We start from the raw sequence: 26,275 nt of genomic DNA on the forward strand, positions 1-26,275 counted from the left end.
AGCAATGAAAGTTCAGGAGAACAACCATGAATCAAGCCAACGCCGTTTCCCATCGCAGTCTTCGCCTCTATGGCGTGAAATCCTTAGACCAGATCGCCCCCCTGCGCGACCAGCACCCCGCGCTGATACGGGGAATCCAGACAGCCGCAGCGGTTTTTCCGTTCCGCGTCAACAACTACGTCATCGACGAATTGATCGACTGGAAGGCTGTCCCCGATGACCCCATTTTTCGTCTGACGTTTCCCCAGCCGGAAATGCTGGATTCCGTCGACCGACGGAAACTAGAAACCCTCGTGGCGCAAAACGCCCCCGCCGCTGTCATCGGTCAGGCCGCGAAGTGCATCCAAATGCGGCTCAACCCCCACCCCGCCGGTCAGATGGCCTTGAACGTGCCGGTCGAAAACGGCCGGGTGTTTGCCGGCATGCAGCACAAATACCCCGAAACGCTGCTGTTTTTCCCCAGCCAGGGGCAGACCTGCCATGCCTTCTGCACCTATTGTTTCCGCTGGGCGCAGTTTGCCGGGATCGACCGCCTGCGCTTTGCCAACCGCGACCCCCGGCAGTTGGTGACCTATCTTGAGCGCCACCCCGAGGTGACCGATGTTCTCTTTACGGGAGGTGACCCGCTCACCATGAGCGCCAAGGTGCTGAAGGCCTATATCGAGCCGCTGCTTAGGCACAGACCGGGCGGCCTGTCGACGATCCGCATCGGTACCAAAGTCCTGGCCTACTGGCCCCACCGCTTTTTGACCGACCGCGACGCCGACGATCTGCTCTCCCTTTTCTCCAAGGTGACTGCCGGCGGCCTGCACCTCGGCATCATGGCTCATTTCAGCCACCCCCGGGAGCTGGAGCCACCCGCCGTGCAGGCTGCCGTTCAACGCCTGCTGGAAACCGGCGCAACGCTGCGCTGCCAGGCGCCCCTGATCCGGCACATTAACGACGACGCCGACACCTGGGCCCAGATGTGGCGCACGCAGGTCAGGCTGGGGGCGATACCTTACTACATGTTTGTGGAAAGGGATACCGGCCCCAAGGAGTACTTCAAGGTGCCGCTGGCAAGGGCGTACCGTATTTTCACCGACGCCTACCGGCAGGTGTCCGGCTTGTGCCGAACGGTACGGGGACCGTCCATGTCGGCCACCCCCGGCAAAGTGCTGCTGGACGGCGTTACCATGCTGGGAAGGCAGAAGGTGTTCGTGCTGAAGTTTATCCAGGGGCGCAACCCCGAATGGGTCAACCGGGTCTTTTTTGCCGCCTACGACCCGCAAGCCGCCTGGCTGGACGACCTCAAGCCGGCATTCGATGCAGACCGTTTTTTTTACGAGCCCGAGTTAAAGCGTTTGAAAGCCCTTCAGGCAGCGGAAATGGCGGGCCTGGCTTCGGAAGCAACCACAACCTCGGATCTTGAGTGGGCCTAGAATCCTTGCTGCTGGGAATTCTCCCGGCGCCGCAAGGCCCGAAAACAGTCGGGCCGCCGGGGCTGGCGACCGTGTGTTTCAGAGTTCCTTCATCCACGGCGGCTTGCTCTGCTGCCGGCGGAAAGACTCGTAGGTTGTGTTCAGAAAATCCTTGTAGTTTTCGTAAAGCCCCTTAACCACGTAAACCACCCGCACCCGGTTGGGACTGTTTTTCTGCAGCTCGATCAGGGTGCCGCCCTTCTGCCAGAGAACGTGGGGGGCATTGGTGGAGAAGTACTCGCCGGTGAGGTCCCGCTTCACCAGTTCGTATTTGTCGTCCAGATCCTCCATGGTGACTTCAAACAAACTGGGGTCCAGCACGACGATGAGGGCGTCGAGAACGGCCTCGGGGCTGAAAAACAGCAGCAGGCTGCGAACACCCACCATCTCTTGGGGGGAAGCTTTCAGAAACGTGTTGTGCCCTTGCCCCTCCTCCCCGGGGTCGATTTCCCGAAACTGTTTTTTTTCGTACTCCCGGAATTCCCATTGGCGCGTTTCAAGCATCGCCCGCGCCTCGACGTAGGTCGCCTTGCCGATGGCCAGTCCGAACGGGCGGACCACCTCATCGCCAAAACCCACGGCGGCCCCTCCAAGGGACAAGCCAACCCCCAAAAACAGCATGGCAAAAGTTCGCAGCAGCAGCATCGAATCCTCCTTGGCCCGGCACCGGGCCCCTCATAGCCACTTCTTGCGTCGGAAAAAAATCAGCATTCCGGTGGCGGTCGCCACCACAACCCCCCAGAACCACAGATAGCCCCATGGCCATCTGAGCTCCGGCATATACGAGAAGTTCATCCCATAGATGCCGGCAACGAAGGTGACCGGGATAAAAATCGTCGCGATGATGGTCAACACCTTCATGACCTCGTTCATCCGGTTGCTCATCGTTGAAAGGTAGATGTCCACCATCCCCGAAAGAACATCCCGATACGATTCGATCGTGTCGATCACCTGAATGGTGTGATCATAGACGTCCCGCAGAAAGACAATGGTCGACTCGGTGATCAGATCCATCTCCCGCTTGCTCAGACTGCTTAAAATTTCTCGCAGCGGCCAGACCTGTTTGCGGAAAAAAATCATCTCACGCTTTATGTCATGCAGTTCCTGGAGCATTTCGTGGGTAGGATAATCCAGCAGCTCCTCTTCAATGTCCTCGATTTTTTCACCGAAAGTTTCCAGGATGATAAAATACTGATCCACGATGGCATCCATCAGGGCGTAGAGCAGGTAATCGGCCCCGCTGCGGCGAATGCGCCCCTTGTCTTTTCTGAGGCGCTCGCGCACCCCGTCGAAAACATCTCCCGGAAGCTCCTGAAACGACATTAAATACCGCTCGCCGAGAATCAGGCTGACCTGCTCGGCGCGGATGTGCCGGGCGGCCGGGTCGTAACGAAGCATTTTGAGGACCACGAAGAGGTAGTGATCAAATTCTTCGGTCTTTGCCCGCTGGCCGGTGTTGACGATGTCCTCCAGGGTCAGGGGGTGGATGGCCAAAGCGTTGCCGATCCTTTGGATCAGGTCGAGGTCCTGCAGCCCGTCGATGTTGAGCCATGAAACCGTGGGGTGGTTCTTGAAGGGCAGGACCGATTGGATTTCACGCACTTCCTTTTCCCGCAGGTCGCTTTCCTCGTAGACAATAAGGTAGATGCGGCTTTCCGCTTGGCCTTTTTCACCGATATGCACCAGGGTTCCCGGTGGCAGACCGGCTTTTTTGGATGCTTTTTTGATGGCTCTCGTCATTTATAATCCTTGGGTGTCACCGGGCCAGGAGAGCGTCGTCAGCCGTCCAGGTCATTTTTCCAAAGCTGTTGCAAAACGCGGGTGAATTTGTATAATTTAAAATTATGAAATTTTTCCGTCAAGGCAAATAAGCCCTATTCTGCCCCTCGGCAAAGAAAATCCCTACCCGATGCAAATGCACCATCAAACGGGACAACGAGGGAGCCCCGACATCGTCAAAGATGGCGCCCGCCAAAGAGCCATGAAAAAAAATATCGGCTTCATCGGCACCCGTTTTGCCGGAACCGACGGCGTTTCACTGGAGGCCAGCAAGTGGGCCGAGGTTCTGAACAGCCACAACGGGCACCACTGCTTCTGGTTCGCGGGCGAACTCGACAAGCCGGCAGAGCAAAGCCTGCTCGTCGCCGAGGCCCATTTCCACTATCCCCAAAACCGCTGGATCAATGAGCGGGTCTTCGGCCACAATGTGCGCAAGGCATCGGTAACCGAAACCATCCACGCCGTAAAATCGCTTTTGAAAGTCCAGATCAACGAATTCATCGAACGCTTCCAAATCGACACCCTGATCGCCCAGAACGCCCTGACGATTCCCATGCACGTGCCGCTGGGGGTCGCCCTGACCGAAATCATCGCCGAAACCCAGATACCCACCATCGCCCACCACCACGACTTTTACTGGGAGCGTAACCGTTTTCTGATCAATGCGGTGGGGGATTATCTGCGCATGGCCTTTCCCCCCAACCTGCCCAACATGGCCCACGTGGTGATCAACTCCTCGGCCCAGGAGGAACTGGCCCTGCGCACCGGCATCTCATCCTCGGTGATTCCCAATGTTTTCGATTTCGAAAACCCGCCGGTAACAGCCGACGAGGACACCGTCGAGTTCAAAAAATCCATCGGGCTGGCCCCCGAAGACATGATCATCCTGCAGCCGACGCGCATCGTGCAGCGCAAGGGAATCGAGCATGCCATCGCCCTGGTGGAGGAACTCAACGACCCCCGGTGCAAACTGATCATTTCCCATGAGGCCGGTGACGAGGGGATGGAGTATTTCGAGTGGCTCAAAGGCAACGCCCAGGAGCGCAATGTCGACCTGCGCCTGCTGAAGACCAGCGCCCTGGACGCGTCAACCCCCGAACGGGACCGCGCGGCCGCCCCCCACTCCCTCTGGGATGTCTACCCCCACGCCGATTTCATCACCTACCCGAGCCTTTACGAAGGCTTCGGCAACGCCTTTCTGGAGGCGGTCTATTTCCGCAAGCCGCTGTTGATCAACCGCTACACGATTTTTATCAAGGACATCGAACCCCGGGGCTTCGACCTGGTGGTCATGGATGGCTACCTGACGCGCAGGAATGTGCAGCAGGTTCGCGAAATATTGGCCTCGCCGGCGCGCCGCCAGCAAATGGTGGATCACAATTACGCCATTGCGGCGCGCTATTTTTCCTATGCCGTATTGCGCAAACAATTGAACTACCTGCTGATGAACTTCTTCGGCGTGGAAAACTGAACCGCTGCGCCCATTCAACCCGGTCACGGGCGGCCGCAAGCCGCGCCTCTGCAGACTCACATTACCGGCCCGTTCTCCGTCGGGGGGATGGGAGGGAGAGGGTGCCAGTCAATTGCGAAACCAACCCCATATTCTGACCCCAGCGGTCTTGGGCAGATTTGCGGTTCTCATCAGCCTGCTGATCCTGGCCGCCTGCGGGGTGGCCCACTCCCAGGACGCCCAATCGGAAAGACCCGATTTCTCGTCCCTCGAAAAAACCGCTCAGGCCGCGCTCCAGGCCGAAAAGAATGCCCTCGCCAAACTCGAAAAAAGCTACCCGGACCAGCAAAAAGAGATTCAGGACCTCTCAGCCGAGATCGACTTCAAGAAAATTGAACTCTCCACCATCGGCAACCTGCTCCTAACTCCCGCGACGCGCATCGAGGACCTTGAAAGAGCCTGGGGAGAAATTCACGCCACCATCGAGCAGCTGGACAGGCGTCTGACCGGCTTAAACCAAAAACTGGACACCGTCGTGAGGCTCGAAGAGCAGGTGGCAGAGCAGCGGACGCTTGCCCAGCAACAACTCAATGCCCTGAAAGATGAGGACCGGCGCGCCCCCGAGGGCCAGGCCCTGATCGGCGACATCGAAGCCCTGATGCGCAGCCAGAAGCAGCGTGTGTCCATCCTGGCCGAGTTGCAATCCGGCTACCGTGAGGTGATCACCGGGCTCACGCAAACCCGGCAGGCGTTCAATGGCCTGAACGAAAAATTCGGCCAGGAGATCCAGACCAAAAAGCGCGCGGACCTCTTTCAGCGAACCGTCAATCCGCTGATCAGCCTCGGCTGGAAGAACATCGGCGGTGAACTGGCGCTTGTGGTTGAGAGGTTTCGCAAAATCGCCTCATGGGAGCATTGGCTGACGCTGTTGGGCTCGCTGCTGGCAAGCAGGGGGCTGTTGCCGCTAACCGCCGTGTTGCTCTATCTGCTATCCCTTATCCTGATTCTGCGCCTGCGGCGTTTCTGCCGGTGGCTCAGGGAAAAACCCTTCAGCGCCGAGTATCCCTGGCGCCGCATGGTCATCCGGCTTTTGGAAGGCAGCCTGCCGCTGCTGGGAACGCTGGTTTTCTTCTATCTTTTCTTTCATGCCCAAAAGCTCTTTGAAACCCTTCCGGTGCTCCAGGCAACCTTCTATTTTCTGCTGACACTGCTTTTCACCGGTTGGGGGCTTGGTTTCATTCGCCTGCAATCCCGACAAGACCCCCCGCTCCTTCCCACCGTCTGGCTACCCCACCTGAGACTCCTCCTGCGACTGGTTCGCGTCTTTGCAGCGGCCTATTGGCTACTGGATGTGGTGCTCGACTCCGGGGAGGTTCTCAAGACCTTGACCCGCATCGCTTTCGAGGCCGCCCTTTTGGTCTGGGTCTTTCGATTCCGGCCCCAATTCAGGGCCCAGCCCATGCCGGCGGTGGCCCCGGAGCTGTGGCAGAGGCTCCTTCGCCCGACGCTCTCGGCGCTGGCCTACATTATTTTCATCGGCGGGGTGGTTCTCGAGCTGGCCGGCTACGGTGCCCTGGCGCTCTATTGGTTCACCTCCTGGGGGAAGATCGCAGCGGCGCTTTTCTGGGGGGTGCTTTTTTTTCTGGTCCTGGGGGAGTGGGACCAGCGGTTCTACCACAGGCCCGAGGAGGACGATGCGCCCCAGAAACGGAAAGCCCAGCCCTTTCGCTGGGCCGTTTTTCAGCTCTGTTGGCTGGTTTGGGGCGGCCTGCTGGCGGTGTCGCTGGTCCTGGCCTGGAGCGGCACCCAGGCTGTTTTTTCGGGGCTTTTGCGCGTACTGCGCTTTCCCATCACTTTCGGGTCCTTTAGTTTCAACCTGATGGGCTTTTTGACAGCCGCCCTGATCCTGTTTTTCACCCATCTGCTGGCCCGTTTGTGCCGCCACCTGATGTCCACCCGGGTGCTCGCCCGCAGCGGGCTGGAACCCGGCCTGCAGAATTCGGTGATCAGCATCACGGTCTACCTGGTGTGGGGGTTGGGGGTGCTGGTGGCGCTGAACGCCTTCGGCGTGGGCGGCACATCCCTGACCGTGGCCTTCGGCGCCTTGAGCATCGGGCTGGGGTTCGGCCTGCAAAACATTTTCAACAATTTCATCAGCGGCATCATCCTGCTTTTCGAGCGGCCGATCCAGGTCGGCGACGCGGTGGAAATCAACGGCACCTGGGCGGAGGTCAAAAAAATCAACTTTCGCTCGACCGTCGTGCAAACTTACGACAACGCCTCGCTGATCATTCCCAACTCGGAGTTCATCAGCAGCCAGGTGACCAATTGGAGCTTCCGCGACCTCAGCCTGCGCATCAAGATCAGCGTCGGGGTCGCCTACGGATCCGACACGGAGCTGGTCCGCAGCAGCCTGCTGGAAATTGCCGATCGAACCGCCAAAGTGCGCCCCTATCCTCGCCCGGATGTGCTCTTCACCGATTTCGGGGACAGCGCCTTGATCTTCGTGCTGCGGGTCTGGACCGACGTGGACAGCATGCTCAATGTCGGCACGGCCATCCGCTTCGAAATCGACCGGGTCTTTCGCGAGCGCAAGATTGAAATCGCGTTTCCCCAGCGTGACGTTCACATTCGCTCCTGCGTCCCGGCGCAGCCCGCAAATACCTTCAGCGCCGATGGACTAACCCCGGAAAAAAAGCCACCCGCCCCACCGGCCGACCCCGGGATCAAACCAGAAACCGTCTGAAAAACTTCGCCGGGTGGCGAATTCGGGAAAATTGGAAACAGAAACCGGGCCCCACGCTCCCGTGAGGCCCGGTTTCTGTTTCGTATTCAGGTTAAGCCGCTTGGCTTTGAAACACGATGGCGCCGTTTTCCTCAACGGCCCGAACATGACTGCCGGGGCCGACACCGCCCTCCAGAATGGCCAGCGAGAGCGGATTTTCCAGGTATTTCTGGATGGCCCGTTTGAGTGGTCTGGCCCCGTAAAGCGGATCGTAGCCTTTTTCCGCCAGGAGTTTTTTGGCTCCCTCGGAGAGTTCCAGGGTGATCTGCCGTTCCGCCAGGCGCCGGCCCAGTCGTTGGATCTGGAGATCCACGATCCGGGCGAGCTGCGCGGGGGTCAGGTTGTGGAAGACAATGGTCTCGTCCACCCGGTTGAGAAATTCCGGCTTGAAGGTGGCCCGCAGGGCGTCCATCACCCGCCGCCGCATCTCCTCGGGCCGGGTCGCGCCGAGCTCCTGGATCCACTGGCTGCCGACGTTTGAAGTCATGATGATGATGGTGTTCTTGAAGTCCACCGTTCGCCCGTGGCCGTCGGTCATCCGGCCGTCGTCCAGAATCTGCAGCAGGATGTTGAACACCTCGGGGTGGGCTTTTTCGATTTCGTCGAACAGCACCACGGTGTAAGGCCTGCGGCGAACCGCCTCGGTCAGGTAGCCGCCCTCCTCGTAGCCGACGTAGCCCGGGGGTGCGCCGATCAGCCTGGCCACGGAGTGCTTCTCCATGAATTCCGACATGTCGATGCGCACCATGGCCTGGTCGCTGTCAAAGATGAAAGCCGCCAGGGCTTTGGCCAACTCGGTTTTGCCGACCCCCGTTGGTCCCATGAAGATGAAGGAGCCGATGGGCCGGTTGGGGTCCTGCAGGCCGCTGCGCGCCCGCCGCACGGCGTTGCAGACCGCTGTCACCGCCTCGTGCTGGCCGATGACGCGCTCCCCCAGCCGGTCTTCCATGCGCAGCAGCTTCTCGCGCTCGCCCTCCAGCATCTTGCTCACCGGGATCCCGGTCCACTTGGCGACCACCTCGGCGATATCCTCGTCGTCCACCTCCTCCTTGAGCATTTTGCGGTTTTCCTGAAGGGCCGCGAGATCCTGGTTGGCCTTCTCCAGCTGGCGGCCCAGTTCGTTCATCCGGCCGTAGCGGATCTCGGCCACCCGCGCCAGGTTCCCCTCGCGTTCGGCCTGCTGGGCCTCCACCCCGAGCTGCTCCTGGGTCTCCTTGATCTTGCGGATGGCCTGGATGAGGTCTTTTTCGTTCTGCCAGTGGGCCTTCATGGCCGTCATTTCCTCGCGCAGCTCGGCGGTCTCGGCTTCCAGTTTCGCCAACCGCTGGCCGGAGGCGGCGTCGGTCTCCTTTTTCAGCGCTTCGCGCTCGATCTCATTCTGGGTGATCTTGCGCTGGATCTCGTCGATCTCCAACGGCATGCTGTCGATTTCGATCCGCAGTCTGGAGGCGCACTCGTCGATCAGGTCGATGGCCTTGTCGGGCAGAAAGCGATCGGCGATGTAGCGGTCCGACAGGGTTGCAGCGGCCACGATGGCGGAGTCCTTGATGCGGACCCCGTGATGGACCTCGTATTTCTCCTTGAGGCCGCGCAGGATCGAGATGGTGTCCTCGACGCTGGGCTCCTGGACCAGAACGGGTTGGAACCTGCGCTCCAGGGCGGCGTCCTTTTCGATATACTTGCGGTATTCGTTGAGGGTCGTGGCCCCGACGCAGCGCAGGGTGCCCCGGGCGAGCGCCGGTTTGAGCATGTTGGAGGCATCCATGGCCCCCTCGGCGGCACCAGCGCCCACCAGGGTGTGCAGCTCGTCGATGAAGAGCACCACCTCACCCTCGGCGCGCTCTACTTCTTTCAAGACCGCCTTGAGACGGTCTTCGAATTCACCCCGGTATTTTGCGCCGGCGATCAGAGCCCCCATGTCCAGCGCCACCAGCCGGCGGTTTTTGAGGGTTTCGGAAACGTCCCCCTCCACGATCCGCTGGGCGAGCCCTTCGACGATGGCGGTTTTGCCCACCCCGGGTTCACCGATCAAAACCGGGTTGTTTTTGGTGCGGCGCGAGAGAACCTGAACAATGCGCCGGATTTCATCGTCGCGGCCGATGACCGGATCCAGCTTTCCCAAGCGCGCCAATTCGGTCAGGTCCCGGCTGAATTTGTCCAGGGCCTGATACTTTTCCTCCGGGTTGGGATCCGTAATGCGCTGGGCACCCCGGATGTCCTTCAGCACGGTCAAAATCATCTCGCGGGTGACGCCGCTGCGCCCCAGAATCCGCCCGGCTTGCCCACTCTTGTCGTCGGCCAGCGCCAGGAGAATATGTTCGACGCTGACATATTCATCCTTCATCTTCGAGGCTTCCGCGAACGCCGCCTCCAGCAGACTGTTGGTGCGCTGGGAAATGTAACGGTCGCCGCCGCCACTGACCTTGGGCAGCTTTTCCACCACCGCGGCCGCATCCCGAGCCACGGCATCGACCGAAACACCGAGCTTCTGCAGGATGGCCTGGGCCACGCCCTCTTTCTCGGCCAGCATGGCCACGAGCAGATGTTCCGGCTCGATCTGCTGGTTTTGGTTGCGGGCGGCCAGGGCCTGCGCTTCCTGGACCAGCTGCTGGGATTTCACCGTGAACTTGTCAAAACGCATAATCACCTCCAGAATTGCGTCAGAGTTACCCATCTGTTTGGATGGCACATTATTTGCTTACGGAAACTTAACCATTTATGGGTCTCTGTCAACCGCAGGGGGACGAGGGGAGAGGGTCCACGGGTGGGGAGGCCGGCTGAACCGGGAGGGAGGCGCCTGGAAGATAGAATCATTGGGTGAGCGGGGAAACCCGTATCACCATGAGGGGGTCTCAGGGGCCCGGCAAAAAAAATTGCTCCACCACGCTGTCCCTTTGGCCCGCCCCCGGCGTTACAACCAATCGGCACTGGATCCGGAAAGCGGCGTTGCAGACGCCCGGCAGAGGAATCAAACTCCGTTGCCACCACCCGGAATTCCGGGTTGCCCCAGGGTCAAAGGGCGGGGATGGGAAAGGGGCCGAGCCCCAACCCCCACCTGAAACGATGGGGTCGATTATTCCCCGATGGTTTTTTCCACGGCCTCCAGCCGCGCTTTACAGCGGATGCAATAGGTGGTGACGGGACGGGCCTTGAGACGATTGATGGAAATCTCTTCGCCACACATTTCACAGATCCCGTAGGTGCCGTCCTTGATGCGGTCGAGTGCGCTGATGATTTTCTTGAAAAGGCGGCTCTCCCGGTCCCGAATCCGGAGCAGAAAGTTGCGATCGCTTTCAAAGCTGGCCCGATCAGAGGGATCCGCCAGGTTGTCGCTCGGATCTTTCATTCCCAGGCGGGTGCTGTCCGCCTGCAGTAAAAGCTCCTCCATCCAGTTGGTCAATAGCGTTTTGAAGAAGTCGAGATCCTCTTCTTTCATCTTTTCTTCCGTTTCCGATGGGTCATTTGACTTTTCAGGCAGGCGCGACATGGCACTACTCCCCCGGCAGGATTTCAAAGGAGGAGACGGTGAGGATCTTGACGTCGTCCTCTTCTTCGACCGAGCCACTGACTTTGACCCTTTCGCCGATGTGGTTCAGGACCAGTTCGTTACCCTTTTCGTTGTCGGCCACCTCATAGGTCTGGCCGTCGTCGGCAACCACCTGGTAGCTGTCGTTAATCTCACCGGTGAGGGTGACCTGCTCGCCGCAAAAAACCACAGCAGGCCGGCACCCGATCCCATACATCAGCATCGCCAACACCAACAACAGGGCCTTGCTTTTTGCCACCGCCATCTTTCTTCCTCCGCCATGAAAGTGAAATTGATTCGACACACGGTCTGGAGCGCCCGGAATATGAGCGAAAGTTGCATTGCAACTAAAGTGCCAGTTCACGCTAAGGCACCTGTTGGTTTTTTCAACCCCTCAGCAAAACCGCCAGAGCAGTCATTTCAAGGGGGTTGACGCGGCCAGGGGGAATTTAAAATCAGAACGGCAAATTCCGCCGAACCTCCCGAGTTCCGGAGTTTGAACCCGAGTCAGAGGGATTAGCACGTTTTAATCAATAAAACCGGTTTGTTGTTTAATAAAAAGAACCGGGGAGGCTGTTTTCAACCCCTGCAGAACTTGAAGTTCCGAATTTTGCCCCATGGGCCCACCCCGTATGGGCATGACAGGGGCCCCAGTTCAATTTGGGGGGCGCTTCCGGCCGCGGATGCAAAAGCTGCCGGTCAACCGGTCCCACCAAAAAGATCTTTCCCCACCACGAACAGCGCTGTCTGGCACATGATTTGCTCTTTTCGAAGCAAGCTTCAGTTCCCCTCCCCGGCCGGCCGTTTATTTGGCGAACAGGTTGATCGCTCCATGGAAAAGATGATACGAATAAAAGGCATCGTCATTCCCATTGACTGGGATCCGGGGGGAAGGGTGGTGGCTGTTGCCATTGCAACCTACGATGAGGGCTTTTACCCGGTCGCCCTGCATGCCAAAGGGCCGGAGTTGATCGCCCACCTGCGCCAAACAATTCAGGCCGACGGCCGGATTGAAACCCGGGATGGTCACCAGACAATCAGGATTGATCGGTACACGCTCCTGGGGCCCATCCAAGCGGCCCTCTTTGCGGATGATCGCCCCCCGCCAAATCCGACCACCTGACGGAGGAATTCAAGATGACGCGCATTTCGAACAGACAGCTTCGGATTTCCATTTTTTTGCCGCTCGCGTTGCTCTGCTTGGCGGTTTTCGCAGCCCCGGCAATTGCGCAGAACGTGGTGGTGACCGTGGTGGGTGTTGTCACCGAGGACAGCCAACTGGTTGCCGATGACGGTGAAATTTACGAGGTCGCCGCCTCCCGCGAGGGGGAAGCCGTCAAGGAACTGTTGGACAAACGGGTTCAGGTCACCGGATCGGTTTCGGAGCAAAACGGGATCAAAATCATTGAGGTCACCTCCTACCAGGTCATCAAATGATTTTCCCCCAACGCGTTTGCATTTCCCGGCCACGGGCCAAACTGAAAGACAAAACGGGGCCATCATCGTCTTTTCAACCGAGGCCCTGAAGACCGGCAGTTCCCCTGCCCCCATCGCCGCCAAGTTGATCAAGCCCCATCGAAAAGGGGGCTGCGGTCTGCGCATCCCCCCATTTTCGCACCCAAAGCACAGTGTTTAAGCCGACCGTCCGCCAACGCCCCGGCGCCCTGCTTGGGCCGTTTTGAGGGTCAGCCATCGAAGTCGTCGTTGTTTCTGCGTCGACCGTGGCGCTTGCGCCCCTTGTCTTTCCATCCGGCCCCAGCGCTGTTTTCGGTTTTTTCCTTTTTTCGGCGACACTCCGGGCAACGCCTCGGGGTGTCGAACCCTTTTGCGTCGCAGCGCGCTTGCTCAGCCACCGTAAAAACAAAAGATTTTCCGCATTGCATGCAATCAAGAACCATGTCTTTCACAGCGTTCCTCATTCACCGGGAGTTTGGCCCCGGCAAGTTACAAAACCTCAAGTAGGCTAAAAGGCGCCCCCGGAACCATGCCTGGGGAGTGATCCGTGATTCAGGGGAAATGGGGGTTAGAATTCTTCGGATGCAGCAATCCATATGCCAAGATCAATCTTTTTCCGGCCAAGCACACAGTGGCCGGCCGCGCCCGGCTCGAACATCCAGCGCCGAGAAACCCGATTTTCCCCCCAAACAGGCGTTTATCAAGGTTTTGGAAATTTTGGCAACTTCGGCCTGAACGCTTATTGGGCCGGCGCGCAGGTGCTGGCAAGGCGCCGGTTCACCGGAGCACGGGGATCTGCCCCTCAAAACCTTGGCCGCGGCGTGAAAAAACCGGAACCGCGAATTCTGAAACCACGCCATTAACGCCATGCGACTGCACTTGCCGGCGAAAACCCAGCCAGCGCCGGCGGTATTCTTTGGATTGACTTTTCAGGAAATTACCAATATACAGACTACCCGATTAACCATTTGAATTTTTTCTTCATTTTTTCGTTACAACCACGGATGGGCCTCCCGGCTGGGCGGTGGGCCCGCCGCGGGAGGATCGAATGAAATCAGTCCTCATCGCCTCCTCGCAAACGGAAACCAGCTCCCGAATTCAGTCCCGGCTGAAAAATGAGTTCGCCATCGAGCGCGTGGCGACCCGCGCCGAGGCCTTGGCGGCGCTGCGGAGCAGACGACACGATTTGGTCTTTGTTGATCTTGAGGTCCTCTGCGAATCCGACCCGCAGGAGGATTTCACAGACGCCCTGCAGGCCTTCTGGCGCAGCCACCCCGCAACCAAGGTGGTGGTTGTCACACCCCAGGACACCCTGCGGGAAGCGGTCATGGCCGTCAAGGCCGGAGCCAGCGACTATATCCTGTGCCCCATCAATTCCGAAGAGCTTGCCTTTGTCACCCGCAAAATTTACGAAGCCTCCATCCGCCAATCCGAACTGGATTACCTGCGGGACCGCTTTTGGCAGGCAGAGGACCACGAAGTCCTGCAGACCCGCAGTGATGCGATGCGGCAGGTATTTTACAAAATCAGATCCGTTGCCCCGACCCGCAGCACTGTCCTTCTGGCCGGGGAAACCGGCACCGGCAAAAGTGTTCTGGCCAAGCTGATTCACCGCCACAGCAACCGCCGCGACTGTCAGTTCATAAGCGTCCACTGCGGCGCCATCCCCGACACCCTCCTGGAAAGTGAACTCTTCGGCCACGAGAAAGGCGCCTTTACCGGCGCCGTGCGCAAAAAACTCGGCAAGTTCGAAATTGCTAAAGGCGGGACGATTCTGCTGGATGAAATCGGCACCATCACCCCGGCGGCCCAGATAAAACTGCTGGGCATCCTGCAGGACGGGATTTTCCAACGAGTGGGAGGTGAAGACACCATCGACGCCAACGTGCGGGTGATCGCCGCCACGAATGCCAGCCTCAAGGAAATGGCGGAAAGCGGCACTTTTCGCAAAGACCTTTTTTACCGGCTCAATGTTTTTCCAATCGAGGTGCCGCCCCTGCGGGCGCGTCGGGAAGACATTCCTTTTTTCGTGGCCGGTTTCCTGGATAAGCTCAACAGGTTCCAATCCAAGGCGATTCATGAGGTACACCCCCAGGTTCTCGCTGCATTGCAGCGCTACAACTGGCCGGGAAACATCCGGGAACTGGAAAACCTGGTGGAGCGGGCCTACATATTGGAAAAATCGGCCGTGCTGACCCCCGAGAGTTTCCCCGGCGAATTGTTTGAATGCCTCCCCGCCTCAACCGAGATCCACCTTGACGCGGCGCTGGGGTTGGCCGAGGTCCGCCGGATCGGCATCGCCCAAATCGAACGGCGTTATCTCCAAGAGCTTCTCAGCCGTAACCACGGACGCATCAAACAGTCTGCCTTCCAAGCGGCCGTGACCACCCGCCAGCTTCACAAGCTTATGAAAAAACACGGCATCCGCAAAGAGGAATTCAAACATCGCCGTTAAAAACGGCCCAACCGGTGTCCTCACCGTCGCCCAGCCTGTGAGGGTTGGCCGTTCGCCGCGGACACTTCGGATCGGGTCGGTCTTTTGTAATACTTTTGTAAAATCCCCAAACCGGCTTGTCTCCCGCCCTGCCATCGGCGTAAGTTCCTGCCAGCCGACCGACTGCCGAAAATTGTGCCTCCGACGGACCCATCGCCGTCTTTCGACAGCACCTGGAAGGAGCCTGTCAGATGAAACCCTTCAGATTGATTCCCGGACCCCTCCGTGGGGTCCTGGTCCTGAGCATCTACCTGATCAACACCTTGTTTTGGACGTTGCCGCTTTTCAGCCTGACCCTTTTGAAGTTCGTAATTCCCGTTCCCGCTTTTCGCCGTTTCGTGACCCGCATCCTGCACGGGCTGGCAGCCCATTGGGTGGCGGTCAACAACTTCACCCAGCGTCTTTTCTGCGGCACCCAGTGGGAGGTGACGGGGCTGGAAAACCTGCGTCCCCGGGGCTGGTATCTGGTGGTCGCCAACCATCAGTCGTGGGTGGACATCCTGGTCCTGCAGCGGGTATTCAACCGCAGGATTCCGCTGCTGACCTTCTTCATCAAAAAGGAATTGATCTGGTTTCCCCTTCTGGGGCAGGCTTGGTGGGCGCTGGATTTCCCCTTCATGAAACGCCATTCCACCGCTTACCTGAAAAAGCATCCTGAAAAGCGGGGCGAAGACATCGCAGCCGCGCAAAAGGCGTGTGAAAAGTTCAAGCACCAGCCCATCGCCCTCATGAACTTTATTGAAGGCACGCGCTTCAGCCCCGAAAAAAAGCGGCGCAGCGGCTCCCCCTACGCCAACCTGCTGCGCACCAAAGCCGGCGGGATGGCGCTGGTCTTGAACACGGCGGGCCAGCAGCTGCACCGCATACTTGATGTCACCATCGTCTACCCCGATGGCCGCAAGAGCTTCTGGGAATTTGCCTGTGGCAAGATCGGCCGGATCCATGTGCAGGTCGATCAGATCCCGGTCTCGCCGTGGATGATCGGAGACTATGTCGAAGACCGGGTCTTCAGGCGAAAATTCCAGGCCTGGCTAAACGACCTGTGGACCCAAAAAGACCAGCGTATCACAGCACTTCTGGACGCCACCCGAACCGCCGATTCCGGGATGCGGGCCCATCCGGGCGCCGAAGCGCCGCACGCCGAGGAGCTGCAGTCCGATTCGCGCAAGGCGGTCCAGAGCATGCCGTAACGTCACCTCCCGGGGGGGTCTTTTCCGGGCCCCTTAACCCCTTGGGCCAGGCGTTGCACCCAAATGGGGCGCATCCTTTGACAAGCGGGCTGAATTTCCTGCAATCTCGACCATCTCAGCTACCATTTCAAACCACCGAACTCCCCGCAAGCCTCATCGCCAGATATCACTATAGCCGTTTCAGGGGGCTTTCCGAAGGCCGGTCCGTCGTTCCGCCGGCGGGTTGCGAAAACCGTATCGCCGTCTTGATCATGCTGCCCCGATTTGACTTTTAAGCTGTCACCCTTTAAGATTTTTTGGGTATGGGTTGACTCGGGCCCGCGGTCGCCGGCCCGGTCCCAGTAAACCCCCTGAGGAAAGGCGGTCCACCCCATGGTCCTGGTAATCGGTGAGATATTATTCGACGTGTTTCCGGATTACCGCCGGATTGGCGGCGCGCCTTTCAATTTTGCATTTCACCTGCACCGCCTGGGTGAACCGGTGCGGTTCGTCTCACGTATCGGGATGGATGCACCCGGACGCGAGGTGCTGGCCTTTGTGGAGGGGTGCGGTCTGAACGCCGGAGATCTTCAGCTGGATCCGGAGCACCCAACCGGGCAGGTGCAGGTCAGCCTGGACAAGGCCGCCGTGCCCACCTTCGATATCCTCCCGGACATGGCCTACGACCACATCCAAATAGACGACCGGCTGCAAAACCTGCTGGCCACCCCGCTGCGTCTGATCTATTTCGGGACCCTCGCCCAGCGCACGCCGCAGGGTTTTCGCACCCTGCAAGCCCTGCTGAGCCGCCGCCACCCGGAAACCCGCACATTCTGCGACATCAACCTGCGCCCCGACAGTTACAATGATCAGGTCATCCGCGCTTCTCTCCGCCAGACCGACGTCCTCAAGCTCAGCTCCGAGGAGCTCCAGATGCTGCGCGGCATCGTGGGCGGACCGGCCGAGGAGCGCGCCCTGGTCGATCGGCTGCGCAGCGAATTCGACATTGCGGTGGTGGTCCTCACTCACGGGGCGGCGGGCAGCGCGTGGCATTCCCGGGAGGGCAGTTGCCATCTGGCCCCGCCGCCGCTGGCCGCTGTCGCCGACACGGTGGGAGCCGGCGACGCTCACGCCGCCATGACCGCAGTGGGCTATCTGCGGCAATGGCCCCCGGCCAAGACCCTCGCGGCGGCCAACCGCCTGGCCGCCGCGGTCTGCACCATTCAGGGGGCCCTGCCCGAGAGCGATGCTTTCTACGCTGAAATGGGCCTTATCTCGGGAGGGTGATCCGATGAGCGAAAATGGGCTTTATATCCAGATGTTCAGTCTCCACGGCCTGGTGCGCGGCAGCAACCTGGAACTGGGGCGCGACGCCGATACCGGCGGTCAGGTGAAATACGTGATCGAACTCGGAAGAGCCTTGGCCGAACTGGAGGGGGTCAGGCAGGTGGATCTTTTCACCCGATTTCTAGCAGACAACGCCCTTTCCGAGGATTACGCGCGGCGGGTGGAGCAGGTGGCCGACCGCTTTCGCATCGTGCGAATCCAATGCGGCGGCCGCAAATACATGCGCAAGGAACTGCTCTGGCGGCATCTGGACGAATTCGTGGACAAAACCATCAAATTTATCAAGAACGAAAAGACCCTGCCGGACATCGTCCACGGCCACTACCCCGACGCCGGTTACGCGGCGATGCAGCTGACCCGCATCTTCGGGGTTCCTTTCATTTTTACCGGCCACTCCCTGGGCCGGGCCAAAAAGCAGAAGCTGCTGGCCGAAGGCTTGAAGGAGGATGAGATCGCCCGCAAATACCGCATCGATCAACGGATCCGGGTGGAAGAGGAAATCCTGAAGTATGCCGATTTGATCGTCACCAGCACCCACCAGGAGGTTCAGGAGCAGTACGGAATGTACCACAATGGCGGGCTGGCGGATTTTCGGGTCCTGCCGCCGGGCATCGACATCGAGAAATTCTATCCCTACTACCACGACCTGCTGCCGGAGTCCGAGCGCAGCGAAACCGCCCTATACGCCCAAGCCAAATTGCTTCAGGAGCTCAACCGCTTTTTCCTGCGCCCGGAAAAACCCCTGATCCTGGCCCTCTGCCGCCCCGACAAGCGCAAGAACATCCACGGTCTGATCCGTGCCTACGGGGAGGCGCCCGACCTTCAGGCCATGGCCAACCTGGCGGTGTTTGCCGGTATCCGCCGGGACATCAGCCAGATGGAGGAAAACGAGCGCGACGTTCTCACCCAGATGCTGCTTGAGATGGACAAGTATGACCTTTACGGTAAAATGGCGATTCCCAAACGGCACGATTTCGAGCACGAGGTTCCGGAACTCTACCGCATCGCGGCGGCAAAACGGGGGGTTTTCGTCAACCCCGCCCTGACCGAACCCTTCGGGCTGACACTCCTGGAGGCGTCGGCCACCGGGCTGCCGGTGGTCGCCACAAATGACGGCGGCCCCAAGGACATCATTAAAAACTGCGGCAGCGGGATACTAGTGGATCCCACCGACAGCGGCGCCATCGCGGACGCCATCCGGGAAATCATCTCCAGCAATCACAGCTGGGACAAGTTTTCCAAAAACGGCATCATGAATGTCCGCCAGCACTATACCTGGCAGCACCATGCCGAAGCCTACCGGGCCGAAGCCGAGCGGCTGGTTTCCGCCGGCCAGGCGTCCGACATGGCCGCCGTGGTGCCGCGGAATGCCATCGGCCGCCGGCTGGTCCGGCTGAACCACCTGATCATCTCGGATATCGACAACACCCTCTTGGGCGGGGACCCCCAGGACCTAAAACGCCTGCTGGACCTTATGGCGGCCCACCGCAGGGTCATCGGTTTCGGGGTCGCCACCGGGCGCACCGTGGACTCGGCGGTTCAGGTGCTCAAAGCCCACAATTTCCCCGCACCGGACGTGATCATCTCCTCGGTGGGCAGTGAGATCTACTACGGTCAAGAACTGCAGGCCGGCCAGGGGTGGGAAACCCACATCGCCAGCGGTTGGGACCGCGAAAAGATCGTGCGCCTGCTGAAGAATTTCGATTTTCTCGAGTACCAGGCGGAAGACACCCAGCGCCTATACAAGGTCAGCTACAACATGGCGCCGGACAAGGACCGCCTGGCCATGATCCACGACCTGCTCTCACGCCACAAATGCCGCTACAATCTCATCTATTCCCACCAAAAATACCTGGACATTCTGCCGCACCGCGCCTCCAAGGGCAAAGCCATCCGCTACCTCAGCTACAAGTGGGAGATTCCTTTAGGCAATTTCCTGGTTTGCGGTGACTCCGGCAACGACGAGGAGATGCTGCGGGGTGAACCATTGGGGGTTGTTGTGGGCAATTTCAGCCCCGAGCTGGCCAAACTGCGCCGCATGAAGCATGTCTTCTTTGCCAAGGGGACCTATGCCGCCGGAATTTTGGAGGCCATCGCGCACTACGGGTTCATCGCCGCCGCACGCGGAAGATCCCATGAGCCTGCAGAATAAAGTCCAGTTGATCACCTGCCCCGACAGCCTGGGCGGAAACCTGCCCGAGGCCATCGGCGGGGTGCAGATCCTGCCCTTCTAAACGTTTAATCCGCCTTGGATTGCAGCGCCGCTTGTCATGCTTTTCTTGTCACCAGGCGGCACGTGGAGGTCGAAAAGGCATCGCTGCCGAAGCTGTCGCTTCGCCGCCAGCCGTTTTGATCTAAAAATTCACCGGCAGTTTTGAGGTCCGCTTCGAAAACGAAAAAAAAGACCTGATCGGTTTTCTTGATCCGCAGACCGTCACCGACGGGTGAGAGCTTGTCGTTGCGGCGCACAACCGCTGCGATCAGCCCGTTTCCGGTGTATTCGCTCACAAGCGATTCGGCGCCGATCTCGGCCGGCGGCTGCTTCGCCGGCTGCCAGACCTGCAGGTAGACCTGGCCGGCATCGAAGCGGCGGTTCCAGAGATCGACGTCCAGCGTTTTGCCAAACGCCACCTGGGCGTCCGTCTCGTGGAGCATCTTGGCCGTCAGGGACTCGGTGTCGGTTTTGAGAGCGCAGTAAAGCGCAATCGTTTTGGCCTCGGCTTTCACCTTCTGGATGAAAAGATAGTTCACCGCATCGTTGGCGGTCAGCGCCAGCGCCCCCCGCCGGGTGTCGATTTCCGCCCGCAGCAGGTTTCGGGTCTGCAGCCCGTTGCCGTAAATAACCCGGGTGCAGTCGTTTTCGGCCGCCTTGCAATGGTCCGCATTGGAATCGATGCAGAGGATTTCCTGGCCGTTTTCCTTGAACAACTTGGCCACCCCGCGCGCCAGGCCGTTGGCCCCCAGCACCACCCAGCCCTTCTGGCTGGGTCGCCGCAGGCCCAAGACACCGGCCATCGGCCCGCCGGTTAGGCCCGCGAAAACCACCGTGACCGCGATCACCAGAAACACCAGTGCCCGCAGCTCGTAACCGCCGGGCAGTCCGCGCGCCCCGAAGGCGGCGGCGAAAAAAGAGGCCACCGCCGCGGCCACGATCCCCCGGGGGCCGATCCAGGCGATGAAAAGACGCTCCCGCCAGTTCAGGCCCGAAAGCCAAGTGCCGGCCAAAACCGCCGCCGGGCGCACCCCGAACATCAGCACCAGGACGACCCCCAGCCCCGGCCAGCCCAGGCCCAGGACCTGGGGCAGGCGCACGTCGGCCGCCAACAGCACAAAGAGCATCCCGATCAACAGCACGGTCAGCTCCTCCTTGAATTCCGCCAGGTCCCGCAAAACCGAGGTCCGGTAGTTGCCGATGACGATCCCGGCCATGGTCACGGCGGCGATGCCGCTTTCCGAAAGCATCTGGTTGGCTCCCTGGAACAGGGCCAGAACAGCGGCAAGGGTGAACACATTCTGCGTTCCCTCGGGGATCAGCCACCGCACCCGGTAGAAAAAAATCAGCAGCAAAGCGGCGACACCCCCCATTCCCGCCCCGAAGGCCAGCCGCGAGACCACATGCCAGCCCCAGAGTAGCGGACTGCCGTGGGCGGGGCCGAGGGCGGCCTCCAGCGCCACCGTCGCCACCACCGCGCCAAGGGCATCGATCAGGACCCCCTCGGCCTCCAGTATGGTGGCCACCGAACGTTTGACTTTGAGACGTTTCAGCAGCGGGTTGATCACGGTGGGGCCGGTCACCATCACCAGGGTGCCGAACAGCAGGGCGGTTTGCCAGGGCCAGCGCATGATGTAATGCGCGGCGGCTGCACCGCCGGCGACCGTCACCAACCCGCCCACAAGGATCAACTGCCGGATGGAGTGCTGGGCGCGCTTCAGGCGCCTGAACTTCAGGTTCAACCCGCCTTCGAAAAGAATCACCGCCACGGCGAATCCGGTCAGGATGTTGAGCGCCGGACCGAGAGCGGCCGGGTGGATGATTCCCACACCGTCCGGCCCGCAGGCCACGCCGGCGGCCAGCAGCAAAACGATGCCCGGAATGCGCAGGTGGTGCGCCACGGCCTGGGCGACCATGCCCATGGCCAGCGCCAGGGCGATGGTCAGCCCGGGGTTGTAAAAAATCGAGGCCGTCATGGGTTCACTTCAACTCTTTAATTTTCTTTAAATCCGCTTCCTTGCCGATCATGATGAGAAGATCGCTGTCCTTGACCACAAAATCGGCCGAGGGAACCATCACGAACCGCTCCGGGACCAGCTCTTTGATGGCGATGATGTTGACCCCGTAGCGCTGGCGCAGATCGAGATCCCGCAGCGACTGGCCCGTAAACGGTGCCGGCGGTGCGACCTGGGCGATGGTGTACTCTTCCTCCAACGGCAGAAACTCCAGGATGTTGGGCGAGGTCAGCTGCACCGCCAGGCGCTTGGCCATGTCCATGCCCGGTCGGATGATCTCGGAAGCCCCCAGCAGTTTGAGGATCTCCCCGTGATCGTCGTCCTCGGCCTTGACGACGATCCGTTTGACCCCCAACCGGGCGAGATGATAGCAGATCAGGATGCTGGGTTTGATGTTGGCCCCGGTGCTGACAATCACCGCATCCAACTCGCTCAGCCCCAACCCTTTGAGGGCTTCCATGTCAGTCACATCCTGAACGATGGCGCTGGTGCAAAACGGTTCGACCGCCTGGACCCGCTCCTTGCTGCGGTCGATGGCGATCACCTCGTTTTTGTTCTCGTAAAGGGCCTTTGCGACATAAAAACCAAAATTTCCGTTGCCGATCACGGCAAATCGCTTCATGGTCCCCTCCCCCTTATCCGATCATCAGATTTTCCTCTGCGTATTGCACCCCTTTGGTGGACCCGCCGCCGGCGACAATATAGGTGAAGGCCGGCACCCCCACCCGGCCGATGACCATCAGCAAGATGATCACCAGCTTGCCGGACCAGGAGAGGGCGGGCGTCACGCCCATGGAAAGACCGACCGTACCGAAGGCCGAAATGGTTTCGAAAAGGAAGCTCAAGAATTGACGATTCCCCTGGACCCGCGCACCGTGATTGGGGTCCATGAAAACGATCAGGAAAACGGCGATGCAGATTGCGGTCAGCGAAAACACCAAAACCGAGATGCTCTTGCTGACGGTTTCCTGGGGAATCGTCTTTTGAAACAGATTGACGCATTTGTGGCGCATCAAACGGCTCCAGGAAAAGGCCGCCAGGACGGCCAGGGTTGTCGTTTTGATGCCGCCCCCGCAGGACCCCGGCGAGGCCCCCACCAGCATCAGAAACATCATGAAGGCCAGTGTGGCCGTGTTGAGGGAGGCGATCTCGATGGTGTTGAAACCGGCCGTGCGGCAGGTGACCGATTGGAAAAAGGCCGTCAACAGGCCTTGGGGGTTTGAAGCGCTCAGGGGCTTTTCGGACATCAGGATCACCAGAGCGCCGACAAAGATCAGGCCGACGGTGGTCACCAGGACGCTTTTGGTCTGAAGCGACACCTTGCCGCGTTCGCCGCGCAGGGACCGGCGGTAGATTTCGTAGACCACCGGAAAACCGATCCCGCCCAGGATGATCAGGCCGCAGATCGTCAAGTTCAAGTAAAGCGATGTCCGCCCGTCCATGAGGCTGTCGCTGAATTGGGAAAAGCCGGCGTTGCAGAAGGCGGAGACCGCATGGAAAACGGCCCTGAAGAGCGCTTCGGGAAAAGGGAACGCGGGCCGCCAGTAAAAGAACAGCAGGACCGTTCCGGTGGCCTCGACGGCAAAGGTGAACAGCAGCACCGCGCGGATCAGATAATAGATGTCCTCCCGCGGCGCGTGCGAAAAAATCTCCTGCATGGCCATGCGCTGCTGAAAGACCACCTTTTTGCCGATGATTTGAAAAAGCGCCACGGAAAGCGTCATGATCCCCAAACCGCCGATCTGAATCAGCAAGAGGATCACGGCCTGACCGAAGCGCGTGAAGTAGGTGCCGGTGTCCACGACGATCAGACCCGTGACGCAGACCGCCGAGGTGGCCGTAAAGAGCGCGTCGAGCGCGTTGATGGCGCCCTCGACGGTGGCCGCCGGGAGCATCAAGGCCAGGGTCCCGGCGGCGATGGCCGCCAGGTAGCTGAGCAGCAGCAAGTTGGTGGGGTGCGCCCGGCGCACCCGGTTTCGAAGCCACGAGATCATCTTTTCCCGCCACGTCCACCGCTTTCAGGTTTTCAGCTACCGACGGAGCAGCTGGCCGATTTTCTCCAGCAGGCCCGCGACTGAAAACGGCTTCTGGATAAACGCGACGTTTTCCTGCAACACCCCGCGGTGGGCAATCACGTTTTCGGTGTAGCCGGACATGTAAAGCACCTTGGCCTCGGGGTGGTGTGCGCAGATGCGGGCGTAAACCTCGGGGCCCTTCATTCCCGGCATGACGACATCGGTGAGCACCAGGTGGAGGGGGCCGTCATGCCCTGCGGCCCGCCGGACGGCGTCTTCCACCGAATCGGAATCGATCACCCGGTAGCCGCCGCGTTTCAGAATGTCCACGGCCAGGCGGCGCACGGCCGCATCGTCCTCCACCACCAGAACCGTCGCGGCACCGGCAACATCATCCTTGTCCTGAACAGTCTGAACGGCGACCACGGTCGCCGGCTCCGAACAAAGCGGCAGGTAGACCTTGAAAGTGGTTCCGCGGCCCGGTTCGCTGTGCGCCCAGATGCCGCCCTCGTGCTGCTTGACGATCCCGTAGGTGGTGGCCAGTCCCAGCCCCGTGCCTTTTTCCTTGTCCTTGGTGGTGAAAAAGGGCTCGAAAATGCGGCTCAGAATGTCCCGATGCATGCCGCAGCCGGTGTCGCTGACCCCGATCATGGCATAATCGCCGGGGGTCAGACCCGGCTTGTTGGCGGTGTAGGCGTTGTCCAGGGCCACCGCCGCGGTTGCGATGGTCAGGGTGCCGCCCTCGGCCATGGCATCGCGGGCGTTGACCGCCAGGTTCATCAGCACCTGCTCCAGCTGTGCGGCATCCGCCTTGACGGTCAGGGGCCGCGCTGCCAGCATGAACTTCAAGGCGATATCCTCCCCGAGCAGACGCCCCAGCAGGCGTTTAAAACCGGCCACCACCTGGTTGATGTCCACCACCTTGATTTCCAGCAGCTGTTTGCGGCTGAAGGCCAGCAGTTGGCGGGTCAGATCCCTGGCCCGCTGGGCGGCCTCATGGATGGCCCGCAGCGGATCGCGGTGCGGATGGCCGCACCCGGCGTCTGCCAGCACCATTTCGCTGAAGCCCAGAATGACCGACAGAAGATTGTTGAAGTCGTGGGCCACACCGCCCGCCAAACGGCCAACGGATTCCAGCTTCTGGGCCTGGTGAAGCTGTTCTTCGAGATAGCTCTGCTGAAGCCGGGCCTGGATAATTTCGGTGGTGTCGCGTGCAAAAACCAAGGCCGCGTCGGCGCCGCCGAAGTGGATGGGAACCGCCGTCACCTCGACATGCACCGGGCTGCCGTCAAGCCGCAAAAAGACCTCCTCCTGCCGCGGAGCCGTGGCTTGCTTGCGGTTCAAACGGTGCATGCGTTCGCAAACCACTTGGCGGAAATCGGGGTGCAGGCGCTCCAGAACAGGTCGACCGATGAGTTCCTCGGGTGCCGCGGCGCCGAAAAGCCGGGCTGCGGCCCGATTCAGATAGCTGAAATTTCCCCCGCTCTGAACAAAAACCCCATCCGGCGCACTTTCCACCAGCAGTCGAAAGCGCTGCTCACTCGCCCGCAGCGCCTCATCCGCGCGCTTGCGCTCGGTGATGTCCTCCACCGCCCCCATGATGCCGATCACCGCGCCGTCGTCATCCAGGATGGGCGCGGTGGAAAGGCTGCAGTCCACCGGGCTGCCGTCCTTTTTACGCCGCACCAGCTGAAGGTTGGAAAAATTCTGGCCGGCCATCAGAAGGCCGCGCAGGCGGGTGAATTCGGCCTGTTTGTCGTCGGGCACGATGGGCAGGGGCCGGCCCAGGACCTCATCGGCCTTCCAGCCGAAGATCCGCTCGGCCGAGGCGTTCCAGGTCAACACGTTTCCCTGGAGATCGATGCTGTAGAGTGCCACCGGCGAGCAGGCGATCATGGCCCGCTGAAACGCCTCACTCCTTGCCAGGGCCTCTTCGATCCGTTTGCGCTCGGTGATGTCATCGACGATGGAGTAGAGCAACTGGCGGCCGCGCACCTGGATCGGCCCGCTGAGGACCTCCACAACCCGGATCGACCCGTCGGCGCGCCGGTGGCGAAAGGTGAAATGATCCCGCCGTTTGCCGACGGCCGCCGCCATCTCGCTGCGAATCTGGGCCCCGTCGAGGGTATTGATATCGGAAATTCTCTTTCGGGTCAGCACCTCGTGCGGCCAGCCGTAAAAGGCGCAGGCGGCGGGATTGGCGTCAACGATCGCACCATCGTCCGGGTCGATGATCAGCATCACGGCATGATTGTTTTCAAACAGGCTGCGGTAGTGGGGTTCGCTTTCCATCGTTGCCCTTTCAGGCCGGATTTTGGGGTGATGCCGTCCACCATGGCGGCGGGTGAGGACGCGCCAGGCGGCCGCAGTGGGCCAGCCATGCGGCGGCGATCGAGGCGTTTGGCCGGAGAAGGCCTGCTCGCGGCCGTGCGGTCATCGTTATCACAAGCTTAACGCCGGCGCCAGTCTGCGGGTGGATCCACAGTGTTTCCCCGCGGGTGGCGGCTGGCCCTTGGGATGCCGGCAGCCCATCGATGCGGGCCTCAATTGGCGGCATTTTTTGGTTTC

19 protein-coding genes are annotated in these 26,275 nt (G+C 60.2%); 9 read left to right on the forward strand and 10 right to left on the reverse strand.

Annotation, left to right across the window (positions count from 1 at the left end; genetic code table 11):
• Nucleotides 1–26: 26 nt before the first annotated feature.
• A complete protein-coding gene (locus LJE63_01310) occupies nucleotides 27–1,421 on the forward strand; it encodes a lysine 2,3-aminomutase (GenBank protein MCG6905233.1) in 1,395 nt (464 codons plus the stop codon).
• A 78-nt stretch (nucleotides 1,422–1,499) separates the two neighbouring features.
• Here the strand turns inward: LJE63_01310 and LJE63_01315 are convergent, their stop codons facing one another.
• Both LJE63_01315 and corA read right to left on the reverse strand, forming a co-directional pair.
• On the reverse strand, nucleotides 1,500–2,105 hold the full coding sequence (locus LJE63_01315; protein ID MCG6905234.1) for a hypothetical protein: 606 nt from the start codon (nucleotides 2,103–2,105) through the stop codon (nucleotides 1,500–1,502).
• Between the two features lie 30 nt (nucleotides 2,106–2,135).
• Nucleotides 2,136–3,200 carry a magnesium/cobalt transporter CorA gene (corA, locus tag LJE63_01320; GenBank protein ID MCG6905235.1) on the reverse strand — a complete coding sequence of 355 codons (1,065 nt, stop codon included), beginning with the start codon at nucleotides 3,198–3,200 and terminating at the stop codon, nucleotides 2,136–2,138.
• Between the two features lie 241 nt (nucleotides 3,201–3,441).
• Here corA and LJE63_01325 point away from each other — a divergent pair, with 241 nt between their 5' ends.
• Both LJE63_01325 and LJE63_01330 read left to right on the forward strand, forming a co-directional pair.
• Nucleotides 3,442–4,710, forward strand: a complete 1,269-nt coding sequence (locus LJE63_01325; GenBank protein MCG6905236.1) for a glycosyltransferase family 4 protein — start codon at nucleotides 3,442–3,444, stop codon at nucleotides 4,708–4,710.
• Between the two features lie 112 nt (nucleotides 4,711–4,822).
• Nucleotides 4,823–7,435 (forward strand): mechanosensitive ion channel, encoded by a 2,613-nt coding sequence (locus LJE63_01330; protein ID MCG6905237.1) that lies wholly within the window; start codon nucleotides 4,823–4,825, stop codon nucleotides 7,433–7,435.
• Nucleotides 7,436–7,526: 91 nt separating this feature from the next.
• Here the strand turns inward: LJE63_01330 and clpB are convergent, their stop codons facing one another.
• The 3 genes from clpB to LJE63_01345 all read right to left on the reverse strand — a co-directional run bounded on the left by clpB (nucleotide 7,527) and on the right by LJE63_01345 (nucleotide 11,265).
• Nucleotides 7,527–10,115, reverse strand: coding sequence for an ATP-dependent chaperone ClpB (gene clpB / locus LJE63_01335; GenBank protein MCG6905238.1), 2,589 nt, complete (start codon nucleotides 10,113–10,115; stop codon nucleotides 7,527–7,529).
• Between the two features lie 432 nt (nucleotides 10,116–10,547).
• Nucleotides 10,548–10,910, reverse strand: coding sequence for an RNA polymerase-binding protein DksA (gene dksA / locus LJE63_01340; GenBank protein ID MCG6905239.1), 363 nt, complete (start codon nucleotides 10,908–10,910; stop codon nucleotides 10,548–10,550).
• A 55-nt stretch (nucleotides 10,911–10,965) separates the two neighbouring features.
• On the reverse strand, nucleotides 10,966–11,265 hold the full coding sequence (locus LJE63_01345; protein ID MCG6905240.1) for a hypothetical protein: 300 nt from the start codon (nucleotides 11,263–11,265) through the stop codon (nucleotides 10,966–10,968).
• A gap of 576 nt (nucleotides 11,266–11,841) precedes the next feature.
• On the opposite strand from LJE63_01345, the gene LJE63_01350 reads away from it, so the two are divergent.
• Nucleotides 11,842–12,123 (forward strand): hypothetical protein, encoded by a 282-nt coding sequence (locus tag LJE63_01350; protein MCG6905241.1) that lies wholly within the window; start codon nucleotides 11,842–11,844, stop codon nucleotides 12,121–12,123.
• A 14-nt stretch (nucleotides 12,124–12,137) separates the two neighbouring features.
• A complete protein-coding gene (locus tag LJE63_01355; protein MCG6905242.1) occupies nucleotides 12,138–12,437 on the forward strand; it encodes a hypothetical protein in 300 nt (99 codons plus the stop codon).
• Between the two features lie 248 nt (nucleotides 12,438–12,685).
• On the opposite strand, the gene LJE63_01360 is transcribed toward LJE63_01355, so the two are convergent.
• Nucleotides 12,686–12,898, reverse strand: a complete 213-nt coding sequence (locus LJE63_01360) for a zinc-ribbon domain-containing protein (protein MCG6905243.1) — start codon at nucleotides 12,896–12,898, stop codon at nucleotides 12,686–12,688.
• A 605-nt stretch (nucleotides 12,899–13,503) separates the two neighbouring features.
• On the opposite strand from LJE63_01360, the gene LJE63_01365 reads away from it, so the two are divergent.
• The 4 genes from LJE63_01365 (at nucleotide 13,504) to LJE63_01380 (ending at nucleotide 19,617) form a co-directional block, all read left to right on the forward strand.
• A complete protein-coding gene (locus tag LJE63_01365; protein ID MCG6905244.1) occupies nucleotides 13,504–14,910 on the forward strand; it encodes a sigma-54 dependent transcriptional regulator in 1,407 nt (468 codons plus the stop codon).
• Nucleotides 14,911–15,140: 230 nt separating this feature from the next.
• Nucleotides 15,141–16,139: an acyltransferase gene (locus LJE63_01370; protein ID MCG6905245.1), complete on the forward strand. Its 999-nt coding sequence runs from the start codon at nucleotides 15,141–15,143 to the stop codon at nucleotides 16,137–16,139.
• A gap of 372 nt (nucleotides 16,140–16,511) precedes the next feature.
• Nucleotides 16,512–17,405, forward strand: coding sequence for a PfkB family carbohydrate kinase (locus LJE63_01375; protein ID MCG6905246.1), 894 nt, complete (start codon nucleotides 16,512–16,514; stop codon nucleotides 17,403–17,405).
• A gap of 4 nt (nucleotides 17,406–17,409) precedes the next feature.
• Nucleotides 17,410–19,617, forward strand: a complete 2,208-nt coding sequence (locus LJE63_01380; GenBank protein MCG6905247.1) for an HAD-IIB family hydrolase — start codon at nucleotides 17,410–17,412, stop codon at nucleotides 19,615–19,617.
• A 116-nt stretch (nucleotides 19,618–19,733) separates the two neighbouring features.
• Here LJE63_01380 and LJE63_01385 read toward each other — a convergent pair whose 3' ends face one another.
• Genes LJE63_01385 through LJE63_01400 form a run of 4 tightly spaced genes read right to left on the reverse strand, consistent with a single transcriptional unit; the run spans nucleotide 19,734 to nucleotide 25,999 of the window.
• The gene (locus tag LJE63_01385; protein ID MCG6905248.1) at nucleotides 19,734–21,653 is read right to left on the reverse strand and encodes a cation:proton antiporter; all 1,920 of its coding nucleotides are present in this window, start codon (nucleotides 21,651–21,653) and stop codon (nucleotides 19,734–19,736) included.
• A 4-nt stretch (nucleotides 21,654–21,657) separates the two neighbouring features.
• Nucleotides 21,658–22,314, reverse strand: coding sequence for a TrkA family potassium uptake protein (locus tag LJE63_01390; GenBank protein MCG6905249.1), 657 nt, complete (start codon nucleotides 22,312–22,314; stop codon nucleotides 21,658–21,660).
• A 13-nt stretch (nucleotides 22,315–22,327) separates the two neighbouring features.
• Entirely contained in the window at nucleotides 22,328–23,686 is a 1,359-nt protein-coding gene (locus LJE63_01395) for a TrkH family potassium uptake protein (protein ID MCG6905250.1), read from the reverse strand.
• A gap of 36 nt (nucleotides 23,687–23,722) precedes the next feature.
• A complete protein-coding gene (locus LJE63_01400) occupies nucleotides 23,723–25,999 on the reverse strand; it encodes a PAS domain S-box protein (protein MCG6905251.1) in 2,277 nt (758 codons plus the stop codon).
• Between the last annotated feature and the right edge of the window lie 276 nt (nucleotides 26,000–26,275).

The organism is Desulfobacteraceae bacterium (assembly GCA_022340425.1).
In the GTDB taxonomy this organism is placed as follows: domain Bacteria; phylum Desulfobacterota; class Desulfobacteria; order Desulfobacterales; family JAABRJ01; genus JAABRJ01.